Source organism: Sphingopyxis sp. NFH-91, assembly GCF_021401285.1.
GTDB classification, from domain to species: Bacteria; Pseudomonadota; Alphaproteobacteria; order Sphingomonadales; family Sphingomonadaceae; genus Sphingopyxis; species Sphingopyxis terrae_A.
In genome coordinates this window covers 309,965-333,237 of sequence record NZ_JACBGA010000004.1, presented here as the reverse complement: position 1 = coordinate 333,237, position 23,273 = coordinate 309,965, and the positions used below count along the sequence as shown (strand labels likewise).

18 protein-coding genes are annotated in these 23,273 nt (G+C 63.6%); 10 read left to right on the top strand and 8 right to left on the bottom strand.

Features of this window, described 5'->3' with window-relative positions; translation table 11 throughout:
- Positions 1–81: 81 nt before the first annotated feature.
- From L0963_RS11795 to L0963_RS11785, 3 genes are read right to left on the bottom strand one after another with little or no spacing between them, the layout of a single operon-like run.
- On the bottom strand, positions 82–474 hold the full coding sequence (locus L0963_RS11795; RefSeq protein WP_234179717.1) for a hypothetical protein: 393 nt from the start codon (positions 472–474) through the stop codon (positions 82–84).
- Positions 471–953 (bottom strand): DUF5681 domain-containing protein, encoded by a 483-nt coding sequence (locus tag L0963_RS11790; protein WP_234179715.1) that lies wholly within the window; start codon positions 951–953, stop codon positions 471–473. The genes L0963_RS11795 and L0963_RS11790 overlap by 4 nt, the downstream gene beginning before the upstream one ends.
- Positions 954–1,010: 57 nt before the next feature.
- Complete coding sequence (locus tag L0963_RS11785) at positions 1,011–2,399, bottom strand: site-specific DNA-methyltransferase (protein ID WP_234179714.1); 1,389 nt, start codon at positions 2,397–2,399, stop codon at positions 1,011–1,013.
- Between the two features lie 96 nt (positions 2,400–2,495).
- On the opposite strand from L0963_RS11785, the gene L0963_RS11780 reads away from it, so the two are divergent.
- The 6 genes from L0963_RS11780 (at position 2,496) to L0963_RS11755 (ending at position 11,464) form a co-directional block, all read left to right on the top strand.
- Positions 2,496–2,735: a hypothetical protein gene (locus tag L0963_RS11780; RefSeq protein ID WP_234179711.1), complete on the top strand. Its 240-nt coding sequence runs from the start codon at positions 2,496–2,498 to the stop codon at positions 2,733–2,735.
- Positions 2,736–2,887: 152 nt separating this feature from the next.
- Positions 2,888–4,969 carry a S9 family peptidase gene (locus L0963_RS11775; RefSeq protein WP_234179710.1) on the top strand — a complete coding sequence of 694 codons (2,082 nt, stop codon included), beginning with the start codon at positions 2,888–2,890 and terminating at the stop codon, positions 4,967–4,969.
- A 163-nt stretch (positions 4,970–5,132) separates the two neighbouring features.
- On the top strand, positions 5,133–8,009 hold the full coding sequence (locus tag L0963_RS11770; RefSeq protein ID WP_234179708.1) for a valine--tRNA ligase: 2,877 nt from the start codon (positions 5,133–5,135) through the stop codon (positions 8,007–8,009).
- Between the two features lie 92 nt (positions 8,010–8,101).
- Entirely contained in the window at positions 8,102–9,463 is a 1,362-nt protein-coding gene (locus tag L0963_RS11765) for an MATE family efflux transporter (RefSeq protein ID WP_267960654.1), read from the top strand.
- 98 nt (positions 9,464–9,561) lie between these two features.
- Positions 9,562–10,728 carry a sensor histidine kinase gene (locus tag L0963_RS11760; protein ID WP_231737217.1) on the top strand — a complete coding sequence of 389 codons (1,167 nt, stop codon included), beginning with the start codon at positions 9,562–9,564 and terminating at the stop codon, positions 10,726–10,728.
- Between the two features lies 1 nt (position 10,729).
- Positions 10,730–11,464, top strand: coding sequence for a LytR/AlgR family response regulator transcription factor (locus L0963_RS11755; RefSeq protein WP_234179705.1), 735 nt, complete (start codon positions 10,730–10,732; stop codon positions 11,462–11,464).
- A 16-nt stretch (positions 11,465–11,480) separates the two neighbouring features.
- Here L0963_RS11755 and L0963_RS11750 read toward each other — a convergent pair whose 3' ends face one another.
- From L0963_RS11750 to L0963_RS11740, 3 genes are all read right to left on the bottom strand, one after another.
- The gene (locus L0963_RS11750; RefSeq protein ID WP_234179703.1) at positions 11,481–11,822 is read right to left on the bottom strand and encodes a UrcA family protein; all 342 of its coding nucleotides are present in this window, start codon (positions 11,820–11,822) and stop codon (positions 11,481–11,483) included.
- Positions 11,823–12,122: 300 nt separating this feature from the next.
- Positions 12,123–12,506 (bottom strand): hypothetical protein, encoded by a 384-nt coding sequence (locus L0963_RS11745; protein WP_234179701.1) that lies wholly within the window; start codon positions 12,504–12,506, stop codon positions 12,123–12,125.
- 106 nt (positions 12,507–12,612) lie between these two features.
- Complete coding sequence (locus tag L0963_RS11740; protein ID WP_234179700.1) at positions 12,613–14,688, bottom strand: M13 family metallopeptidase; 2,076 nt, start codon at positions 14,686–14,688, stop codon at positions 12,613–12,615.
- Positions 14,689–14,922: 234 nt separating this feature from the next.
- On the opposite strand from L0963_RS11740, the gene uvrA reads away from it, so the two are divergent.
- Positions 14,923–17,814 (top strand): excinuclease ABC subunit UvrA, encoded by a 2,892-nt coding sequence (gene uvrA / locus L0963_RS11735; protein WP_234179698.1) that lies wholly within the window; start codon positions 14,923–14,925, stop codon positions 17,812–17,814.
- A 209-nt stretch (positions 17,815–18,023) separates the two neighbouring features.
- Here the strand turns inward: uvrA and L0963_RS11730 are convergent, their stop codons facing one another.
- Together L0963_RS11730 and L0963_RS11725 are read right to left on the bottom strand one after the other, a co-directional pair.
- Positions 18,024–18,575, bottom strand: coding sequence for a hypothetical protein (locus L0963_RS11730; protein ID WP_062902144.1), 552 nt, complete (start codon positions 18,573–18,575; stop codon positions 18,024–18,026).
- Positions 18,576–18,729: 154 nt separating this feature from the next.
- Positions 18,730–19,062, bottom strand: coding sequence for a putative quinol monooxygenase (locus tag L0963_RS11725; protein WP_234179696.1), 333 nt, complete (start codon positions 19,060–19,062; stop codon positions 18,730–18,732).
- A 239-nt stretch (positions 19,063–19,301) separates the two neighbouring features.
- On the opposite strand from L0963_RS11725, the gene L0963_RS11720 reads away from it, so the two are divergent.
- From L0963_RS11720 to pstA, 3 genes are all read left to right on the top strand, one after another.
- Positions 19,302–20,363 carry a substrate-binding domain-containing protein gene (locus L0963_RS11720; RefSeq protein WP_234179694.1) on the top strand — a complete coding sequence of 354 codons (1,062 nt, stop codon included), beginning with the start codon at positions 19,302–19,304 and terminating at the stop codon, positions 20,361–20,363.
- Between the two features lie 258 nt (positions 20,364–20,621).
- The gene (pstC, locus tag L0963_RS11715) at positions 20,622–21,998 is read left to right on the top strand and encodes a phosphate ABC transporter permease subunit PstC (protein WP_234179692.1); all 1,377 of its coding nucleotides are present in this window, start codon (positions 20,622–20,624) and stop codon (positions 21,996–21,998) included.
- A 49-nt stretch (positions 21,999–22,047) separates the two neighbouring features.
- Entirely contained in the window at positions 22,048–23,262 is a 1,215-nt protein-coding gene (gene pstA, locus L0963_RS11710) for a phosphate ABC transporter permease PstA (RefSeq protein WP_234179690.1), read from the top strand.
- The last annotated feature ends 11 nt before the right edge of the window (positions 23,263–23,273 follow it).

Below are 23,273 nucleotides of genomic sequence, written 5' to 3'. Positions count from 1 at the left end.
AGACCATCGAACACCGACGCTTGCAGCACCGCAAGCTCGCCGCTTAATATCAACCCCAGGACGAGGCCCGCGCTCCGCTAATCAACGCCGCGATCTGCGCCAAATGTTCTGACGACAGACATACCATTCGCTCTCCATGATCCGGCGCGTGTCGTTCGAGTGCTGACGCGCAAGATCTTGGCTGTAGCTCGCTACGATTATCTTGAATCCCGGATCATGGCCGAGCAGCCAGGCCACGAACGCAACCGACGCGGTTATGGATTTCAGGTGACGCGGTGGCACGGTGATTACCAGCCGCGTCTTTCGCCCTCGGCGAACTTCTTCAAGCTCGTGACACATGGCTTGGATGTACCACGCAGGGTGGAGCGGCGGGTCTCCCGGATGCAGCGTCTCATAGACTTTCATCAGGAAAAGAAGGAGTTTTGTTCGGCGCAGCGCCGAGAGCCTTGCCTGCTCCTTCGGGCCGATCCTCATGATCCTCGTCCCAGCTGGAGGCGAATATCTTCGCGGAACATCTCGAGAATCTCGATGTCGGTCTGGGAGAGGTCATCCCCGCTTCCTGTGCCTTGTTCCGCCATTGGAGCATCGGGCACCGCAGGCCTGTAAAGATTGAGCAGCAATATTATTGCTCGGGCATTACCCTTCATTGCCAGCTCGACGGTCTTCTGGAGAACCGCCTCCATCTTGCTCATTCGCTTCTCGCCGTCCGGCGTTCGCACCCGAACCTTGGCCGTAAGCGTTTCGCGAGCGAGTGTGTTAATTCCTTTCGCGCCGCGAGGCCGGCCTTTGGGATTGCCCGATTGCCCGGGCTTATACTGACTAGCTTTTGGTGGTCGCTTATATCCCACCTCATAGTCGGGTGCTCTATAATCGGGTGCTCTCGACGTCGAAATTGGACGATGGCGCGGGGGCGGATTTACGGCAGATCGCTGGCCGTCATCAACTTTGCTCATGTTTCGTCTCCTAGGAGAATTTCTGTTCGCTCCATCCTGCAACGGAGCGGAGAGTGGTCAGTCTTGGCACCGTTCAGACGGCGCGACTGCGGGCAGGCGAGCTGCGGAAGCGTCCGCAAACGTTTCACCGGTATCAACAAGGATTGCTTGCTGACCGGAAGCTTCCTCCCAGCGCCGGATCGCTACATCGACGTAGCCTGGCTCCAGTTCGATTCCGTAGGCACGGCGTTTTGTAAGTTCAGCGGCAAGGATGGTACTTCCTGACCCCATGAATCCGTCCAGAACTATCTCGCGGTGGTGGGTCACGTCTCGGATCGCATCAGCGATGAGAGCGACAGGCTTGACCGTGGGATGATCGGCGAGATCTTCGTCACGCGATCCCCCGAAGCTGTTGGCACCAGGATAATCCCACACATTAGTGCGGTAGCGGCCATGCTTACCGAGCTGCACATTGTTGGTATGGGCCGCCTTACCCTTGCGCGCTATCAGCACCAATTCGTGCTTCGAACGATAGAGCGACCCCATCCCGCCGTTGCTCTTGTTCCAGACGCAAAGATTGAGCGGCGTCAATCCATTAATCCGGACCGCTTCGAAGAGTTCAGAAAGGTGGCGCCAATCCATGAATAGGTCGAGGACGGCGCCGTCTTTGAGGTGCACGGCCGCGCACCTAAAGGCAGTCGTCAAGAAGGCTAAAAACCCCTCTGACGACATCTCCCCCGAAGCCTGCGCGAACTCGGCATGCTGATGCTTCCCCAGCCCGGACACATTGCCTTGGATGCGGACGTTGTATGGCGCATCGGTGAACAGCATTTGGGCCGTTTCGCCGGCCATAAGTCGATCCCAATTAGCTGCATCCAAGCTAGAGCCGCAAAGAAGACGATGGACGCCAAGACCCCACAGGTCGCCGACACGACTGACCGGTTGTTTTGGAAGGCTGGGTATTACATCGACTGGATTGGATTCTGAGGTCGATTCATCGCGATGGTCCATCATGACATCGATCTCAGCCGTCTCCCAGCCAATCATCTCGACGTTCACATCGCCAATTTCGATAATTTCGGCGAGCTCAATCGCGAGAGTAGGCTCATCCCACGATGATAATTCTGCCAGACGATTGTCGGCGAGACGGTATGCCCGAACTTCCGACGCAGTCCATTTGTCAGCGACGAGAACGGGAATCTCAGCAAGGCCTAGCCGCGACGCGGCTTCAACCCGCGCTTGGCCCGCGATAATCGTTCCTTGACCATCGACCAAGACTGGCAACGCGAATCCAAACTGGTTTATCGAAGCCATAAGCTTCACGATTTGCTTCTCGGGGTGCTTACGCGGATTATTTGCGTACGGCTTCAGCGAGGCCGGTCGACGATATTCGATCGGGCCAAGCCTCTGATCGAAATTGACCAGCGACGGCGTCTGCACCTGAGGCAATGTAGCGATGTAAGTCATGTCTGCTTCCTGGCTAGGCCAGCAAGAGCAGCAGGATGCGAAGTTGACGCCAAGCAGCTGGACAACAGACAACCTGCCCCGCTTGCGCGTGGCCGAATGAACGTTGCCTTTTTTCGTGCTGCGCTCGGGACCCGGCCCAAACATTCTGCGTCAAAAAAGACGCCGGAACCATACATCGCGGGGATATGGAATCAATCATTTTTGGAAATTACGGCGAGAAATTTTGCGCTGATCTGCGGACGAATGAGGAGGAATTCGCTGCTGTGGCGACGCAAATTCCCTGTTTTTAAATTAGGGAATTCCGTTGCTAAAGTGTCGGATTTCGAACGCTTCTGACACTCTCCCACGCAGCCGAAAGGCGGGCTACCGGCGGTCTTCGCTGTTAAATCCCGAGGATCAGGGAATATTGAGCAGAGAGCGGTTCGCGTCTGACTACCTGCACCGCCATCAGGACTTGAACCCGGCCGCCGCAGCGTTAAACCCGCGGCATGCGTAACATTCTCGTCCCCAGCGCGCTCGCGCTCGCCGCCGCCCTTTCCACGCCCGCTCTCGCCCGGCCGATGACCGAGGTCGATCTTGCGACGCTCAATCGCGTTGCCGCGCCCACGGCTTCGCCCGACGGGCGATGGGTCGTGTTCCAGATGACCGAGACCGCGCCCGAAACCTACAAGCGCTCGACCGGGCTCTGGCTCGTCGATCGCAAGGCCAAGGACGCCAAGCCCGCACGAATCGCCGATGCCCCCGGCAAGAATGAGGCGTCGCCCGCATTTGCGCCCGACGGCAGTCTGTATTTCATCTCGAACGCCTCGGGCAGCGATCAGGTCTGGCGGATCGATCCGAAGGCCGGCACGCCCGCGACGCGGGTTACTGATACCAAGGCGGATGTCGCGGGCTTCAAAATTTCGCCCGATGGCGCGCGCCTGCTCGCATGGGGCGACATCCCGATGGAGTGCGCCGATTTCGGCTGCGACGCGAACGACGTGAAGGACAAGGGCGCGCTTGTCGGCCCCGGCAGCGGGCGACTCTACAAGGACGGCACCGGCTTCGTCCGTCACTGGGACACATGGGAAACCCCCGGCACCCACAGCCGCCCCTTTGTTTTCAATCTGGCGGACGGCAAGGCGAGCGCGGCGCGGCCGGTCGCGGCCGGACTGGTCGGCGACACGCCGTCGAAGCCCTTTGGCGGCGGCGAGGAGCTTGCCTGGGGTGCCGACAGCCGCACCGTCTATTTCACGCTGCGCAAGGCCGATCGCCACGAGCCGACCTCGACCAACCTCGACATCTATCGCTGGCTCGTCGACAGCCGGATGATGCCGGTCAATCTGACCGAGGCGAACCAGGCGACCGACACCCTGCCCACCCCCTCCCCCGACGGCAAATGGCTGGCCTATGTCGCGATGGCGCGGCCGGGGTATGAATCCGACCGGCAGGTGCTGATGCTGCGCAACCTTGCGACCGGCGACACGCGCAAGCTCACCGACGACTGGGACCGCTCGGTCGCCTCGATCGCCTGGGCCGCCGACAGCAAGGCACTGTTCGTCACCGCGCAGGACACGCTTGAACATCCCCTGTTCCGCGTCGACGCAGCGAGCGGCAAGGTCGAACGGCTGAAGGCGTCGAACGAAGCCTTCGACGGCAACATCGGCGACGTCAGCGTGCTCGCTGGCGGCGCGCTGCTCTATGCGCGCAACACCGCCCTAGCCCCCACCGACGTCTATGTCCGCGATGCCAAGGGCAAGGTGACGCAGCTCACCGCGGTCAACGCCGACCGCATGGCCGAATTCGATCCGGTGCGGCTCGATCGCATGCAGTTCGCCGGCGCCAATGGCGACAAGGTGTGGGGGATGATCCTCAAGCCCGCGAATGCGACCGCCGCGAAGCTGCCGGTCGCCTTCATCGTCCACGGCGGTCCGCAGGGCAGCTTCGGCAACAGCTGGTCGACGCGATGGAACCCCCGCCTGTTCGCGCAACAGGGCTATGGCGTCGTCACCGTCGATTTCCACGGGTCAACGGGTTACGGGCAGGCCTTCACCGACAGCATCAACAAGGATTGGGGCGGCAAGCCGCTCGAAGATCTGAAGCTTGGCCTCGCGGCGGCGGGCAAGCAGGATGCACAGCTCGACATCGCCAACGCCTGCGCGCTCGGCGCGTCCTATGGCGGCTATATGATGAACTGGATCGCCGGCCAGTGGACCGACGGGTTCAAATGCCTCGTCCAGCACGACGGCGTCTTCGATGCGCGCGCGATGGCCTATGAGACCGAAGAGCTGTGGTTCGACGAATGGGAGCATGGCGGCCCCTATTTCAAGGTTCCCGAGGAATATGAAAAATGGAACCCGGTGAACCATGTCGACAAGTGGAAGACGCCGATGCTGGTGATCACCAGCGAGAAGGATTTCCGCATCCCCTACACGCAGGGCCTCGCCGCCTTCACCGCGCTTCAGCGCCGCGGCGTTCCGTCGCAGCTGCTCGTCTTTCCGGACGAAAACCATTGGGTGCTGAAGGGTGCGAACAGCGTCCAGTGGCATCAGACCGTATTTAATTGGTTGGACAGCTATCTGAAGAAATAGGCAAGACCGCGTGCTCCCGCGGAGGCGGGAGCCCATCACCGGCCGGTGCAAGTTGGAACCGGCAGAAGATGGGTCCCCGCCTTCGCGGGGGCACGCGATGGCTTGCAGTAAGTGCGTGTCCCCCCTTGCCGCTGCGCGTCCCGGCTGGCAAAGGCGCCCGGCTATGCCGATGGAAAAAACCTTCGATCCCGCCGCTATCGAGGCGAAATGGTCCCACGAATGGGAAAGCCGCGGGCTCTATCGCCCCGCGCGTCCCGACGCGACACCCTTCACGATCGTCAACCCGCCGCCGAACGTCACCGGCGCGCTGCATATCGGCCATGCGCTCGACAACACGCTGCAGGACGTTCTCGTCCGCTATGAGCGGCTGCGCGGCAAGGATGCGCTGTGGGTCGTCGGCATGGACCATGCCGGCATCGCGACGCAGATGGTGGTCGAACGCCAGATGGAAGCGCGGCAGGACAAGCGCACCAATTACAGCCGCGAGGACTTCGTCGAAAAGGTCTGGCAGTGGAAAGCGGAAAGCGGCGGGCAGATCACCGGCCAGCTCCGCCGCCTCGGCTGCTCGATGGACTGGTCGCGCGAACAGTTCACGATGGACCCGCATTTCACCCGCGCGGTGGTCAAGGTGTTCGTCGATCTCCATAAAAAGGGCCTGATCTACCGCGACAAGCGGCTGGTGAACTGGGACCCCAAGCTCAAGACCGCGATCAGCGACCTCGAGGTCGAAACGGTCGAGGTGAAGGGCGGCTTCTGGCACTTCAAATATCCGCTCGCCGACGGCGTGACGCTCGACGACGGGCGCGATTATATCGAGGTCGCGACGACGCGCCCCGAAACGATGCTCGCCGACATGGCGGTCGCGGTGCACCCCGATGACGCGCGCTACAAGAGCGTGATCGGCAAGGACATCCTCCAGCCGATCACCGGCCGCCGCTTCAAGATCGTCGCCGACGAACATGCGGACCCCGAACTGGGTTCGGGCGCGGTGAAGATCACGCCGGGGCATGATTTCAACGACTTCGAGGTCGGCAAGCGCGCGGGCTTCAAACCCGCCGAGATGCTCAACATGTTCGATGGCGATGCGAACGTCATCCAGACTGCCGACGGGCTGATCCCCGACGAATATCTTGGCCTCCACCGCTTCAAGCGCGATGGTGTCGATGGCGCCCGCGAACTGGTTGTGGCGCGCATGAAGGAAGCCGGCTTCCTGATCCCGCACGTCGACAAGGACGGGAACGAACATGACGCCGAACCGCGCACGATCCAGACGCCGTTCGGCGACCGCGGCGGCGTGGTGATCGAGCCATGGCTGACCGACCAATGGTATGTCGATGCCGAAACGCTCGCGCAGCCGCCGATGACCGCTGTGCGCGACGGGCGGATCAACATCGTCCCCAAGACGTGGGAAAAGACCTTCTTCAACTGGATGGAGAATATCCAGCCCTGGTGCGTCTCGCGCCAACTCTGGTGGGGACACCGGATTCCGGCTTGGTATGGGCCGGAAGCTTACGCAGACGACGAAAAGCTATCACCCAATTGGCCTGACCTTTCATTTGATGTGAGCGAAGACTTCGCGACGGCTAACTCGACGTTGCTGTCCGATCATGTTTTTGTGAACGAAACTGAAGAAGGTGCCATTGAAGCAGCGAAGAGTTATTACGGTAGCAAGCTGGGCGACCGTGAGATCATCGTTTGCGAAGATCGACTTGCTGCGATGGCCATGTTGTTGAACGGCGAATTTGATCTCAGCAAGTCGGTTCCAATTTGGCGCGATGCCGACGTCCTCGACACCTGGTTCTCCTCCGCCCTCTGGCCCTTCGCGACGCTCGGCTGGCCTGAAAACACCGAGCTTCTGAAGCGCCACTACCCCAATGACGTGCTCATCTCGGGCTTCGACATCCTCTTCTTCTGGGATGCGCGCATGGCCATGCAGGGGATGGAGTTCATGGGCGACGTGCCGTGGAAGACGCTCTATCTCCACGGCCTCGTCCGCGCGCCCGACGGCGCGAAGATGTCGAAGTCGAAGGGCAATGTCGTCGACCCGCTCGGCCTGATCGACCAATATGGCGCCGACGCGCTGCGCTTCTTCATGGCGGCGATGGAAAGCCAGGGCCGCGACATCAAGATGGATGACGCGCGCCTCGCGGGCTATCGCAACTTCGCGACCAAGCTGTGGAACGCCGCGCGCTTCTGCGAAGCGAATGGCATTTCGGCCTCGACCAGCTTCGAGGCCCCTGCCGCGAGCCTGCCGGTCAACCGCTGGATCATCGGCGAGGTCGCGGATACCGTCGCGGCGATGGAGACGGCCTTCGCCGCCTATCGCTTCGACGAGGCCGCGAATGCGATCTACAGTTTTGCCTGGGACCGTTTCTGTGACTGGTATCTGGAACTGATCAAGGGCGCGATCGACGACGAGACAAAGGCCGTTGCCGGCTGGGTGCTCGACCAGATTCTCGTCATGCTCCACTCCTTCATGCCCTTCATCACCGAAGAGCTGTGGACGGGTCTCGGCGACCGCGCCGACTATCCGCTGATCACGGCCAAATGGCCTGCTCCGGCGGCCGAGAAGGACGCCGGCGCCAGCGCCGACATCGACTGGCTGATCAAGCTCGTCAGTGAGCTGCGGACCGCCAAGGCCGAGCTCGGCCTGCCGCCGGGCGCGCGCCTGAGCGCGCATTTCCCGGCATCGCTCAAGGGCCGTACCGACAAGCTCGCAGCGCAACTCGACCGCCTCGCGCGGCTCGAGGCGATCAGCTTCGACCCCGCGCCTTCGGGCGCCTCGGCACAGCTCGTCGTCGAGGGCGAGACGATCACCGTCCCGCTCGAAGGCGTGATCGACATCGCTGCCGAGCGCGAGCGGCTGACCAAGGCGCTCGCCGCCGCGACCAAGGAACGCGACAGCCTCGCGGGCCGGCTGAACAATCCCTCGTTCGTCGAACGCGCCAAGCCCGAAGCGGTCGACAAGGCGCGCGCCGACCATGCCGCCAAGGAGGCCGAGGCCGACCGCCTGACCGCCGCGCTGGCCCGGCTGGGGTGAGCGAAGACGCGTCCGTTACGCCGGTAGCCGCCGCTGCCGACCCTGCCGCCGCGCCGGTTCCGCCGCGCCAGACCGCGCGCGGCGCCGGACGCATGAACCTGACCGAAGGGCCGATCGCGAAGACGCTGATCCTCTTCGCCTTGCCGACGCTCGCATCAAACGTGCTGCAGACGCTGTCGGGGTCGATCAATTCGGTGTGGGTCGGCCAGTTCCTCGGCGGCAGCGCGCTCGCCGCGACCGCCAATGCGAACATCATCATGTTCCTGATGTTCGCGACCTTCTTCGGCTTCGGCATGGCCGCGACGGTGCTGATCGGCCAAGCGATCGGGCGCGGCGATATCGACGCGGCGCGCCGCGCCACCGGTGCCGTCGTCGGCCTCGCGCTGATCTTCTCGCTCGTCATCGCCATCGTCGGCTGGTTCGCCTCGACCACCATCCTGCATTGGCTCAAGACCCCGCCCGAAGCTTTTGACCTTGCACATGATTATCTGCGCGTGACCTTCATCGCGATCCCGGCAAGCATGCTGGCGGTGACGCTGATGATGGCGTCGCGCGGCGCCGGCGACGCGGTGACGCCGCTGCGCTTCATGCTGTTGTCGGTCGTCCTCGACATCGCGCTCAACCCGCTGCTGATCCTCGGCATCGGCCCCTTCCCGCGCCTCGGCATCGCGGGCAGCGCACTCGCGACGGCGATTGCCGGGACGATCAGCCTGATCGCGATGCTCGGCTGGTTCTATGCCCGCGACCATGTGCTGCGGCTGCGCGGACCCGAACTCAAATATCTCCTCCCCAATATGGAGGAACTGCGCTTCATCATCGGCAAGGGGCTCCCGATGGGCGCACAGATGCTCGTCATTTCGGGCGCCGGGCTGGTGATGGTCGGGCTGGTCAATCGCGAAGGGCTCGTCACCGCCGCTGCCTATGGCGCGACGCTGCAATTGTGGAACTATGTCCAGATGCCCGCGCTCGCGGTCGGCGCGGCGGTCAGCGCCATGGTCGCGCAGAATATCGGCGCTGCAAAGTGGAACCGCGTCACCACCATCACCAATAGCGGCATCGCGATCAACCTGATGATGACCGGGGTGCTGATCGCGCTGCTGCTCCTTTTCGACCGCACTGCGCTCGCCCTTTTCCTCGGTAGCGATACCGCGGCAATCGATGCCGCGCGCCATATCCAGTTGCTCGCGACCTGGACCTTCCTGCCCTTCGGCACGACGATCGTGCTGATCGGAACGCTCCGCGCCAACGGATCGGTCGTGCCGCCGCTCGTCATCCTGTTCCTGTCGATGTTCCCGATCCGCCTCGGCATCTATTATCTGGGTTACCCGGCGCTCGGCGGCGATGCGATCTGGTGGAGCTTTCCGCTGTCCTCGTTCGCGTCGCTGACCATGGCGTGGATCGTCTATCGCCGCGGCAACTGGCGCCGCACGCTGCCGCAACCCCGCGTCGCCTGACCGGCCGCGTTTCGACCAAAAGGCGCGCGGCTTCGACTGACGCAGCGCGCGCACCTAGTTTTTTGCGCCATATTCGCGCAAAAGCGACGGCAATGAACATGACCATCCGCAAAGAGACGCTGCGCGACCAGCGTGCGCACATGCTGGCCGCATCGCCGGGCTGGCGCGCGTCGGACGCCCGCGTCAATCCCCGCGTCGCGATCGGTTCGATCATCGCGATGTGGCTGATCTATTTCCTGATCACGACCGGGCTGGCCTTGCTGGCCGGGGCCGCCGAGCAATGGGGTGCGATCGGCCGCCGCGCGATCGTCGTCATCGCCGGTATCCTGTGCACCTTCACCCTCTATCAGCTGATCCAGCGGGTTCAGCCGAAAAGCTTTGGCGCGCGGCTTGCCGTCGCGATGGGCGCCGCGGTGCCGCTTGTCGTCATCTACGCGAGCATCAATCTGCTCGTCTTCTTCTACTGGTTTCCATCAGGCGATACCCAGAAGATCATCGAAGAGGTGCAGTCCAAATTCCCCATTGCCTGGGAAACGGTGCTGATCCTCGACAGCTCGATCCGCTGGTATTTCTTCTTCGCGGTATGGGCAGCGCTCTATGTCGCCTTCGGCTATGCCAACGAAATGCGCGCGGTCGAGCGCCGCGCCAACAGCTACCGGGTCGAGGCGCAGGCGGCGCAGCTGCGCGCGCTCCACTATCAGGTGAACCCGCACTTCCTGTTCAACACGCTCAATTCGCTGTCGACGCTCGTCATGCGCGGATCGCAGGCGGAGGCCGAGACGATGATCATGAATCTGTCGTCCTTCCTGCGATCGAGCCTCGCGATCGATCCCGAACAGCTCGTCAGCCTCGACGAGGAAATGGCGCTCCAGCGCCTCTATCTCCAGATCGAGCAGGCGCGCTTTCCCGACCGCCTGCAGGTCGAGGTGACGATGCCGAAAGCGCTGGAGAATGCGCGCGTTCCCGTGCTGATCCTGCAACCGATCATCGAAAATGCGATCAAATATGGCGTTGCTCCCAGCAAGGGAAGGATTGCGATCCGCCTGTCGGCGAGCAGCGAATATGGGCTGCTCGTGATCCGGATCGAAAATGACATCGACCCCGCCGCACCGACCCCCGAATCGGGCACCGGCCTCGGGCTCGGCAACGTCCGCGAACGGCTGATTACACGCTACGGCCCGGTGGCAGGCTGCGAATGGGGACGGTCGGACAGCGGCGGCTTCGCGGTATCGCTGTGGCTGCCGATCGCGGGCGAAGGACACTGACATGCTGCAGACGCTGCGCACCCTGATCGTTGATGACGAGCCGCTGGCAATCGAACGGCTTCAGATTCTGGCGGGGCAGCAGGACGGGGTTTCGCTCGTCGGTACCGCCAGCGACGGCGCATCGGCGCTGCGCATGGTCGAGGCGCTCGCGCCCGATCTGTTGCTTTGCGATATCGCCATGCCCGACCTCGACGGGCTGGAGGTGGCGACCGCGCTCGAAAAGCTCGATTGTCCGCCAGCCATCGTCTTCGTCACGGCGTTCGATCGCTATGCTGTCGCAGCCTTCGACGTCGCCGCGGTCGACTATCTGCTCAAGCCCGTGTCGCCCGATCGTCTTGCCAAGGCACTGGCGCGCGTGCGCGAATGGCGCAGCGCTGGGCGAACTGCCCCGCCGAAGAGCCGGTGGATCAACGAATTCTGGGTTCAGAACCGCGGTGAGATGCTGCGCATCGATGCGGCGCAAGTCGATCTGATCGAGGCCGAGCGCGACTATATGCGCCTCTATGTCGGCAGCCGAAGCTGGCTGATCCACCAGACGATCAAATCATTGGAAGAGCGGATGAACCCCGATCAGTTCATGCGCATTCACCGGTCCAAGATGGTCCGGCGCGACGGCATCGTCGGCCTCAAACATCATGGCGACGGCGCGTGGAGCGTAGACCTGGGCCAAGGCGGACAGCACCGGATCGGTCGAACCTATCTTCACGAAGTAAAGGCGATCATGCACGGCGCGTGATCGCCCTTACCACCGGTTAGCGCACGGCGAACTCTGCCGGGCGTTCGAGGGCCAATTTCACATCGCCTCCACCGAAGAGCGCTGCCAACTGCGGTTCGGCGCTGCGCCGCGCGTTGGCGACGCAATCCCGCTCCAGCGCCCGCTGAGCCAGAGTCGGCCGGGGATCGGTGCGGCACATGCCGCGAATGGCGATGTGCACGCGCGTTTCCAGCCGAGCCCGGCCCTTGACGCTGCTCAGATTGAGATCGCTGTACGGCACGATAACCGTCGGCGCTCCGTCGGGGTCCGCGACGCGCGTCTCGGCGGCGGTCGCGACCGGGGCGGCGGCGCCTGCCGACAGTGCGGCGGCACAGCTCATGAGAAAATATTTGGCAATACGGTCTGACATGGGGGAGTCCTCTCATCCGTTATAGGATGCGGGACACGCTGCGCCGTAACCGGGGAAGTCGGGTCGCCTCGTATCCCGCAGCCCGAGGAATGCGCCAATATTCCGCGCCAGACATGCGCGCTTCGACCAGCCCCAGCGACGAGTCGATTGAAAGATGAAGCGCCTACAAAGTGCGACCAACGGACGAACGGAAGCGCGCCAAAGAAAAGGGGCCCCGACTTGTCGTCGGAGCCCCTTTAATCACGCGGAATCGCGTGCCGATTGGCAGCACTATTCCTTGGGCTGCGGCTTGGCACAGCGGCTGGTGTCGCCCGCCTTGCAGGCCGCGACATCGGCCTCCCACTTTTGGCGTTCTTCGGCGGCCATCGCCGCGACGCGAGCCTTTTCCGCTTCATAAGCGGCGGTTTCATCGGCATATTTTGCCTGCGCAGCGGCGACCTGCTCGGCTATCGCAGCCTTTTGCTGCTCATATTGCGAAACGCTCTGCTGATAGCGCGCGGTTTCGGCATCGGCCTTCGCGAGCTGCTCGGCATTCAGCTTCGCGGTATCCGCGCGCTCCTGCACGGTCGTGCCGTCGGGCAGCTTCTGAGCCATCGCCGGCGCCGAACTCATCAGCGCCGCGACGACCGCGGCGGCAAAAATCGATCTGGTCATCGAGAAATCTCCTTAAACCGAGCACCCTGCCCGTCCAACGCTTTGCCGCAAGATGCGTTCCGCGGCCAGCGACATTGCGCGGATGGGGTAGCTGGGCGCCGCCAACTTACCAGATGCGCGTGCGATCCTCGGGTTTCAGATAATATTTGGCCCCCGGCGCGACGTTGAACGCCCTGTACCAGGCATCAACGTTGCGCAGCGGACCGATGATGCGCCAGCGCGCCGGGCTGTGCGGGTCGCTCGCCACCTGCTGCTTGGTCGCATCCTCGCGCGACTTATCACGCCACGCCTGCGCAAAGGCGAGGAAGAAGCGCTGATCGCCCGTCAGCCCGTCGATCACTGGCGCTTCCTTGCCGTTTAGCGAACGGTGATAGGCGTCATAGGCGACCTCGAGCCCGGCGAGGTCAGCGAGATTCTCACCCATCGTCAGATCGGGGTTGATGAACGCACCCGGCGCCGCCTCATAGGTCGCATATTGCGCGCCGAAGCCCTTGGCCTGCGCATCGAAGCGCGCGGCATCTTCATTGGTCCACCAATCGCGCACGGCGCCGCTCGCATCGATCTTGCGCCCCTGATCGTCGAAACCATGGGTGATTTCATGGCCGATCACGGCGCCGATCGCGCCATAGTTGACCGCATCGTCGACCGTCTCGCTGAAATAGGGCGCCTGCAGGATGCCGGCGGGGAAAACGATCTTGTTTTCGAGCCCGCCGTTATAGGCGTTCACTTCCTGCGGGTTCATGGACCATTTCTTGCGGTCGACCGGCTTGTCCAGGTCGGCGAGCTGGTAGGCATATTCGAACGCCGCGCTGCGCTTCACATTGCCGTAAAGGTCAGCGGGATCGATCTTGAGGCCCGAATAATCGCGCCACTTGTAGGGGTAGCCGACCATCACGTCCATCTTGTCCAGCTTGGCGAGCGCGGCTTCCTTGGTGGCGGGCGCCATCCAGCTGTTGCCGCGGATACGGTCGCCCATCGCCAGCTTCAGATTGGCGACGAGCGTTTCCATCTTCGCCTTGGCACTCGGCGGGAAATATTGCTTCGCATATTCCTCGCCGACCAGCTCGCCCAGGCTGCTATCCACAAGGCGCAGCCCGCGCTTCCAGCGCGGCCGCATCTCGGTCACGCCGCTCAGCGCTTTGGAGAATTCGAAGCGGCTGTCGACCCAGTCGTCGGACAGATAATTGGCCGCATTGTCGGCGAAATGGAATTCCTGCCACAGCTTCAGCGTATCGAGCGGTGTCTTGCCATAAAGCGCTGCAATGTCGCGGATCGCGGTATTTTCGTTGACGATGATGCGCTTCTGCGCCGGAATTTCGGCGCCCGCGAACCAGGCGTTCCAGTCGAGCCCGGGCGCATAGACGGCCAGCGCCTCCGACGACATCGGGTTATTGATCTTGCCCAGATCGCGGCGCTCGGCGATTGCCCAGCTCACCTTGGCGATCTCGGTCTCGAAAGCGAGCACCGCATCGGCGGCCTTTTCGGGATCGGGGTTACCGATCATCTTCATCGTCCGCGCGATGTAGGCGCGATAGGCCTCACGCTGCGGCTTGAAGCTGTCATTCAGATAATAATCGCGGTCGGGAAGCCCGATCCCGCCCTGCCCGAGCCACAGGACGTTGACGGTCGGCGTGTCGGGATCGGCATAGGGACCGCCACCGACGATCGAGGCGCCGAAGCTTCTCTGGGACGCGCCCATGAAGCGCGCCATCTCGCTTTTATCCTTGATCGCCGCGACGGCGTCGATATCCGCCATCAGCGGCTTGGTGCCCAGTTGCGCAACGCGCTTTTCGTCCATGAAGCTTTGATAAAGCCCGCCGACCTGACTGGTCGCGGGTGCGCCGGTGACGAGCTGGCGAAGCTGACGCTGCGTCAGATTATAGACATCGTAATCGACGCCGGCCGACGCCTGATCGGCCGGAATTTCGGTGCGCGCGAACCAGCCGCCATTGGCATATTTATCGAAATCGTCGCCCGGCTTTACCGACGGGTCTCGTGCGCTCAGATCGACGCCCCAGCTTCCGAAGGTCAGCGGCTTGAGCGACCCATCTTCGGCGCCGGCCGCAGCATCGGTCGCGGCGACCAAGGAGACGCCGGCACCCGGATTACGGGCCAGAACAGGTGCTGCGATCAGGGCAGCGGCGATAGCGACGGCAGCGGTGCCGCCCAAAAACATCTTCATTCCCCAGTCTCCTACCCCCGCGCACGGTTCAAGGGCCGATCCGCCGCAGGCCATGGCGACTTGTCCGCCCGCGCCAATCGCAGGTCAAGCAAGATGCAGGACGCTGGTCGAACGCACTCGTTCGTTGGTGGAATCGCCACCCCGTTGCGCGCAAAGCAGCCGCTTCCTATCTAGGCGTTCGAGCGAGCGGCGCCCTCTTGCGCGGCCGGAACAAATCTGGAACATACCCACCCCATGAGTCTCACCCACATTTCGGTGCGCGGCGCGCGCGAGCATAATCTGAAGGGCGTCGACGTCGATCTGCCGCGCGATGCGCTGATCGTCATCACCGGCCTGTCGGGCAGCGGCAAGTCGAGCCTCGCCTTCGACACCATCTATGCCGAGGGTCAGCGGCGCTATGTCGAGAGCCTGTCGGCCTATGCGCGCCAGTTCCTCGAAATGATGCAGAAGCCCGACGTCGAACATATCGACGGGCTGTCGCCGGCGATCAGCATCGAACAGAAGACGACGAGCCGCAACCCGCGCTCGACCGTGGCCACCGTCACCGAAATCTACGACTATATGCGCCTGCTCTGGGCGCGTGTCGGCATTCCCTACTCGCCCGCGACCGGCGAGCCGATTTCGGCGCAGACAGTCAGCCAGATGGTCGACCGGGTGATGGACCTGCCCGAGGGCACGCGCGCCTATCTGCTCGCGCCCGTCGTGCGCGGGCGCAAGGGCGAATATAAGAAGGAACTCGCGCAGTGGCAGAAGGACGGCTTCACCCGCGTCCGCATCGACGGCGAATTTTACGAGATGGAGGACGCCCCGGCGCTCGACAAGAAATACAAGCATGACATCGAGGTCGTGGTCGATCGCATCGTCGTGCGCGAGGGGATCGCGACGCGGCTGGCGGACAGTTTCGAGACGGCGCTGAAACTCGCCGAAGGGCTCGCCTATGTCGACCTTGCCGATGGCGAGGTTCCAGGGCGCGACGGCGAGGTCGGCGGCGCCATGAAAGGCGCCGGAATCCCGGCCAACCGCATCATCTTTTCCGAGAAATTTTCCTGCCCCGTTTCGGGCTTCACGATCGCCGAGATCGAGCCGCGGCTGTTCAGCTTCAACGCGCCGCAAGGCGCCTGCCCGGCATGCGACGGCCTTGGCGAGCGGCTGGAATTTGACCCCGAACTCGTCGTTCCCAACCATGCGCTCAGCCTGAAAAAAGGCGCCGTCGTGCCGTGGGCGAAATCGAACCCGCCCTCGCCCTATTATATGCAGGTGCTTGAAAGCCTGGGCAAAGCCTATGGCTTCGGGCTCGACACGCCGTGGCAGGATCTGCCCGGAGAGGTGCAACTCATCATCCTTTACGGCAGCGGCGGCAAGCCGGTCGAGCTGACTTTCAAGGACGGCCGACGCACCTATACGACGCACAAGGCGTTCGAAGGGGTGATCGGCAACCTCAACCGCCGGATGCTCCAGACCGAAAGCGCGTGGATGCGCGAGGAGCTGGGTAAATATCAGACCGCGCAGCCGTGCGAGACGTGCCACGGCGCGCGCCTGCGCCCCGAACCGCTCGCGGTCAAGATCGCGGGCGAGGACATCAGCATGTCGGCGCAACGCTCGGTCGCCGACGCGCTAGCCTGGTTCAGCACGCTCGACGCAAAGCTCAACGATCAGCAGCGTCAGATCGCGAAAGCGATCCTGAAAGAGATCAACGAACGGCTCGGCTTCCTCAACAATGTCGGGCTCGATTATCTCAACCTCAACCGCACGAGCGGCACGCTCAGCGGCGGCGAAAGCCAGCGCATCCGTCTTGCGTCACAAATCGGCAGCGGCCTCTCCGGCGTGCTTTATGTCCTCGACGAACCCAGCATCGGCCTGCACCAGCGCGACAACGACCGGCTGCTCGCGACACTGAAGCGCCTCCGCGACCTCGGCAACACGGTGATCGTCGTCGAACATGACGAGGATGCGATCCGCCACGCCGATTATGTCGTGGACATGGGCCCCGGCGCGGGCGTCCATGGCGGCGAGATCGTCGCCGAAGGCACGCTGAAGCAAGTGCTGGCGAACAAGAAGAGCCTGACCGCGGCCTACCTCACCGGCGCGAAGAAGATCGAGGTGCCGGCGCACCGCCGTCCCGGCAACGGGTTCGACCTGGTGCTGAAGGGCGCGCGCGCCAACAATCTCCAGAATGTCACCGCGACGATCCCGCTCGGCACCTTCACCTGCGTCACCGGCCTGTCGGGATCGGGCAAGTCGAGCCTCGTCATCGACACGCTCTACGCCAGCGCGGCGCGCACGCTCAACGGCGCGCGGCTCGTCGCCGGGCCGCACGACAGCCTGACCGGCCTTGAGCATTGCGACAAGGTGATCGATATCGACCAGTCGCCGATCGGCCGCACCCCACGCTCGAACCCCGCGACGTACACCGGCGCCTTCACGACGATCCGCGACTGGTTCGCGGGGCTGCCCGAGGCGCAGGCACGCGGTTACAAGCCCGGCCGATTCAGCTTCAACGTCAAGGGCGGGCGCTGCGAAACCTGCACCGGCGACGGCCTCATCAAGATCGAGATGCACTTCCTGCCCGACGTCTATGTGACGTGCGAGACGTGCCACGGCAAACGCTACAGCCGCGAAACGCTCGAGGTGAAGTTCAAGGGGATGAGCATCGCCGACGTGCTCGACATGACGGTCGAGGATGCGGCGGAGTTCTTCAAGGCGGTGCCCGCGATCCGCGACAAGATGGAAATGCTCGTCCGCGTCGGCCTCGGCTATATCAAGGTCGGGCAGCAGGCGACGACCTTGTCGGGCGGCGAGGCGCAGCGGGTGAAGCTCGCCAAGGAACTCTCGCGCCGCTCGACCGGACAGACGCTCTACATCCTCGACGAACCGACGACCGGCCTCCATTTCGAGGATGTGCGCAAGCTGCTCGAAGTGCTGCAGGCGCTCGTCGATCAGGACAACAGCGTGGTGGTGATCGAACATAATCTCGACGTCATCAAGACCGCCGACTGGATCGTCGACCTCGGCCCGGAAGGCGGGGTCAAGGGCGGCGAGATCGTCGCGGCGGGCACCCCCGAACAGGTGGTGAAGGAACCGCGCAGCTTCACGGGGCAGTATCTGGCGCCGTTGCTGGAGAGATAGGGCGCGGCCCCCTCTCCTGTCATCCAGGATCAGGTCTGGGCCGACGAACGCGGGGCAAGCCCGCATCGATATTGTGATCCCCGGCGAAAGCCGGGGCCCAGATGGCGTGTCGCACCCTGTCATGGCCCCGGCTTTCGCCGGGGAACACTTGCCCACCTGTCCCAAGGCCATGACCGCCGAGCATGTCCGGGGTGACGATTTTTAAAGGATCAATGCCACACCGCCGACAGCGGATAGAGCGCGAGGAGCCAGATCAGGCAGGCGACGACGATACGGCGGTCCTTTGCCGCGATCGCGAGCGCGGCGACGGGGAAGAAGGACCATGCGAGGATGAAGGCACGCAACGAGCCCGCCCTGGGGAGTCCGACAAAGGCCCAGGTGACGGCGACCAGCGCGATATTGGCCAGCAAGACGCCGCCGATCACCAGCCGCCGCTGTTTGTCGAAATGGGCGTTGAGGTCGTCCCACGCCTCCGGATCGTCGGGAAAGACCAGGCTCGCCGCGACGAAATAGACCGCGGTGACGACGAAGCCGCCGAACAGGATCGGCCAGTTCAGCGGCAACAGCTCGCGCAGATTCCATCCGAACATCCAGAAGGTCACCACGTCGCACGACACGAACAGGCCGAGCAGCGCGGTCGGCCAGCCGATGCGGACGCGGTGGCTGGCTTTAAGCGCGCGCGCCAACCCGCCGAGCCCCTCGGCCAGCGCGAGGCCCAGGATCAGGCCGAAAAAGGAAAAGCTGAATTCAAACCCCGTCATATGCCCCCGGCCTGATCTCTCCCCGCCCGCTTGCGGGAGGGGCTGCGAGATTGCGAACCCGTTCGCTAGTCGCAGCGGTGTGGGCAATCAACATCGGATGCGCGCACCGGCGCGCGGCCCACCCCCAACCCCTCCCGCAAGCGGGAGGGGAGATTTACCCCATCAGCTTCGCCGCAATATCCTCGGCGGCATAGATGCGGATCGCGGGCGGTTGCGGCGAGAGGGCGCGCATGTCGGCGACGAAGGCGCGCGAGGCGGGCAGCGCGAAATGGGCGCGCACCGCATCGACGCTCTCCCACTCCTCGACGAACGTCAGACATTCATAAGCCGAGCCATCCCCAGCCTGTCGAGGCACGGCATCGATATGGCAATGATGCGCCAGACACCCCGGCTCGCCCCGCGATCGCGCACTATGCTCGGCGCCGAACTCAATCATGCGCTCGCCATGCTCGGGGGTCAGGATGACGTGGCCGGTGATGAGGATCATGTTACCTTTCTTGCCACACAGAAATGACCTATCTCTAGTTGTCTAGGAAAGGCGAAACAAAGACACTGCGTACCGCACTGCACAATGCGATACTCGTGATCGAGAATGCATAGCCATCCATGACACTTCCATGACACTCCCTGTCACAAACGCGTCACACAAAACCCCCAAATGGCCCTCAGCGAGTCGCCGCGGGGGTGGCGGCTTGGTTCGGTAACGACCCCCGACAGGATCATTTCATGGTGAAGAAATTTGCCCGCACCACCGGCCTGCTCGCCTGCGCTGCGACCGCCGCGCTGGCGCTTTCGGCGTGTCAGGATCAGGCCTCCTCGGGCGGCGCCGCGCGCGATTATATCAGCGCCGTCGGCTCCTCGACCGTCTATCCATTTGCCACCGCGGTCGGCGAAAAATTCGCCGAAGCGACGGGCAACAAGACGCCGAAGATCGATTCGACCGGCACCGGCGGCGGCTTCGAACGCTTTTGCCAGGGCGTCGGCGGTGACACCCCCGACATCTCGAACGCCTCGCGCCGTATGAAGAAGAAGGAATTCGACACCTGCCAGAAGAATGGCGTCAAGGACATCGTCGAAATCCAGGTCGGCATCGACGGCATCGCGCTGGGCGAAGCGCAGCGCGGCCCCGGCTTCAAGCTGACCGAGGAAGATGTCTATAAGGCTTTGGCCGCCAACCCCTATGGCAAGCCCAACACCGCCAAGACGTGGAAAGACGTCAACCCGGCGCTGCCCGCTGTCGGCATTTCGGTCTTCGGCCCGCCGTCGACCAGCGGCACCTATGACGCGTTCAAGGAACTGATCATGGGCAAGGGCTGCGACGCCGACCCCGCGATGAAGGCGCTGAAGGACAGCGACAAGGACAAGCATGAAGCGGTGTGCACCGGCCTGCGCGGCGCGCCCTTCTATGTCGAACAGGGCGAGAATGACAATCTGATCATCTCGAAGCTCGACAAGAACCCCGACAGCCTGGGCATCTTCGGCTTTTCGTACCTCGATGCGAACAAGGACAAGATCAAGGCGGTTCCGGTGCAGGGCGTCAGCCCGACCTATGACACGATCGCCGGCGGCAGCTATCCCGGCGCGCGCCCGCTGTTCATCTATATCAAGAAGGCGCATGTCGGCGTGATCCCCGGCCTGGCCGAATATGTCGCCGAATTCCTGAAGGGTGCGGCGAAGGACGGCTATCTGGCCGCCAAGGGCCTGGTGATCTCGCCCCCCGACGTGTCGGCGAAGGCCGCCGCCGCGGCGAAGGACATGACGCCGCTCGACGGTTCGGAGCTTAAGTAATCTCCCCCGCCGGCGGCCGGGACGCGGGGGGCCACATCCCCCTGCCCCCGGCCGCCGCTTTTTGGGTCGCTCCCATCCCGTTCGTGTCGAGCGAAGTCGAGACACCCGTCGGGTCAGCGCATGGTCGAGGAGCATCTCGACTTCGCTCGATGCGAACGGACCAGAATGCGGGCGGATCGGAAATTATGACGCCGAGTCATCAAATTGCCACGCGCGGCCGCTTTAGGTTGCGGCGGGCCAGACGATAACGGGGACGATGTGACTTTCAACGCCGCCGCCTTATTGCTCCTGATCGCGGGGCTTGCGCTGATCGGCTGGCTGGCCGGCCGCGCGCGCTCGGCGCTGCTCGCGGGCCGCACGGGCACCCGGCTGCATTCGCGGCCGCAATATCATGGCTGGTATGTCGCGCTGTGGCTGTTCGCGCCCGCCGCGATCTTCCTCGCCGTCTGGTCGAGCATGTCGCCGGCGCTGATCACCAATGCGGTGCTCGCCAGCGCCGAGGCGCAGAGCCTGCCCGCCTTCGGCTTCGAACGCGGCGCGATGCTGTCCGACGCGCGCGCCGTCGCGCAGGGCAAGCAGGCCGCGGTGCGCATCGCCGAGGCGGCACCGCTCGTCAAACCCTATGCCGATGCGACCCACCGTTTCGCGTGGATCGGCATCGCGGCAATGCTCGCGCTGGCGCTTGCCGGCGGGCTTTATGCCTTTACGCGGATCAAGCCCGATTTCCGGGCGCGGACGCGGGTCGAACGGATCGTGATGGCGCTGCTGCTCATCGCATCGCTCGTCGCGATCCTGACGACCTTCGGCATCGTGCTGTCGCTGCTGTTCGAATCGATCCGCTTCTTCCGCCTCGTCCCCGCGACCGAGCTTTTGTTCGGCACCTATTGGAACCCGCAGAGCGGCGCGCCGCAGCCCGGCACCTTTGGTGGCATCCCGCTGTTCTGGGGCACGGTGCTGATCGGCGCGATCATCGCGATGATCGTCGCGATCCCGATCGGCATGATGACCGCGGTCTACCTCACCCAATATGCGGCGCCGACGGTGCGCAAATGGGTGAAGCCGTGCCTCGAGATACTGGCGGGCGTGCCGACGGTCGTTTACGGCTATTTCGCGGCGCTGACCGTTGCGCCGGCGCTGCGCAATTTCGCGGTGATGCTCGGCGTGCCGAATGCGAGCACCGAAAGCGCGCTCGCCGCGGGTATCGTGATGGGCGTGATGATCATCCCCTTCGTCTCGTCGATGGCTGACGACAGCATCAACGCGGTGCCGCAGGCGATGCGCGACGGCAGCCTCGCGCTGGGCGCGACGCCGAACGAGACGATCCGCCAGGTGCTGATCCCCGCCGCGCTGCCGGGCGTGATGGGCGGCATCTTGCTCGCGGTCAGCCGCGCGATCGGCGAAACGATGATCGTGGTGATGGCCGCGGGCCTCTCCGCCAACCTCACCGCCAACCCCTTCGCCAGTGTCACCACGGTGACGGCGCAGATCGTCAAGCTGCTGACCGGCGACCAGGAATTCGACAGCGCCAAGACGCTCGCCGCCTTCGCGCTCGGCCTCGTGCTGTTCATCGTCACGCTGCTGCTCAACATCGTCGCCCTGCGCATCGTCAAAAAGTATCGCGAAGCCTATGAATAGAGACGCTTCTTCCCGTTCCACGGCCCCGACCGACTGGAAAGGCGCGGCGATGCAAAAGCGCATCGCGGGCCGCTACGCCGCCGAACGCCGGTTCAAGGCGATGGGGCTGGGCGCGGTCCTGCTGTCGGGCTTTTTCCTCGCCTTCCTGCTGTTCGTGATGGTCGGCAATGGCGCGCGCGGCTTTACCTACACCCATGTCGCGGTGCCGATCGACTTCAAGGCGATGCCGCTGACGGTCGACAAGGCGCGGCTGTCCGACGCCGACGCCGATCAGGTGATCGCCAACGCCGGGCTCGCGGACATCGTTGCCTTTGCCGCCGACGAGGCGCTGGGCAAGGACGGATCGCAGCTGATCAGCGAAAATGCGTGGAAGGAAGTCCGCACCCGGATCAAGGCCGATCCCGAACTGCTCGACGGCAAGTCGCTGTTCGAACTCCCCGCATCGAGCGCGGTCGACATCGCGGCCAAGGAAGGCGCGAAGGGCGCGCTGGGCGAACGGGTCGATACGCTCGAAAAGGAAGGCAAGTTATCGACGGGCTTTCACACGCCCTTCTTCAAAAATGCCGACGCGACCGATCCTGCCGTCGCGGGAATCTGGGGCGCGCTCAAGGGATCGTTGATGACGATCTTCATCGCCTTTCTGATCGCCTTCCCCACCGGCGTGCTCGCGGCGCTCTATCTGGAAGAATATGCGCCGAAGAACCGCTGGACCGACCTGATCGAAGTGTCGATCAACAATCTGGCGGCGGTGCCCTCGATCATCTTCGGCCTGCTCGCGCTCGCGGTGTTCATCAACTGGTTCGGGCTGTGTCAGGCGAGCCCGCTCGTCGGCGGGCTGACGCTGGCGCTGATGACAATGCCGGTGATCGTCATCGCCAGCCGCAACGCGATCAAGTCGGTGCCGCCCTCGATCCGCGACGCCGCATTGGGCGTCGGGGCCAGTCCCGTGCAGGTGGTGTTCCACCATGTCCTGCCGCTCGCCCTGCCCGGCATCCTGACCGGCACGATCATCGGCATGGCGCGCGCGCTGGGCGAGACGGCGCCGCTGCTGCTCGTCGGGATGCGCGCCTTCATCGGCGACGTGCCGGGCGGTCTCTGCTCGCCGTCGACGGTGCTGCCGATGCAGATTTTCCTCTGGTCGGACGAGGTCGATCGCGGCTTCGTCGAAAAGACCTCGGCGGCGATCATCGTGCTGCTGTTCGTGCTGCTGTCGATGAACGCGCTTGCCATCTATCTCCGTAACAAGTTCGAAAAACGCTGGTGAAAATGAGCTCC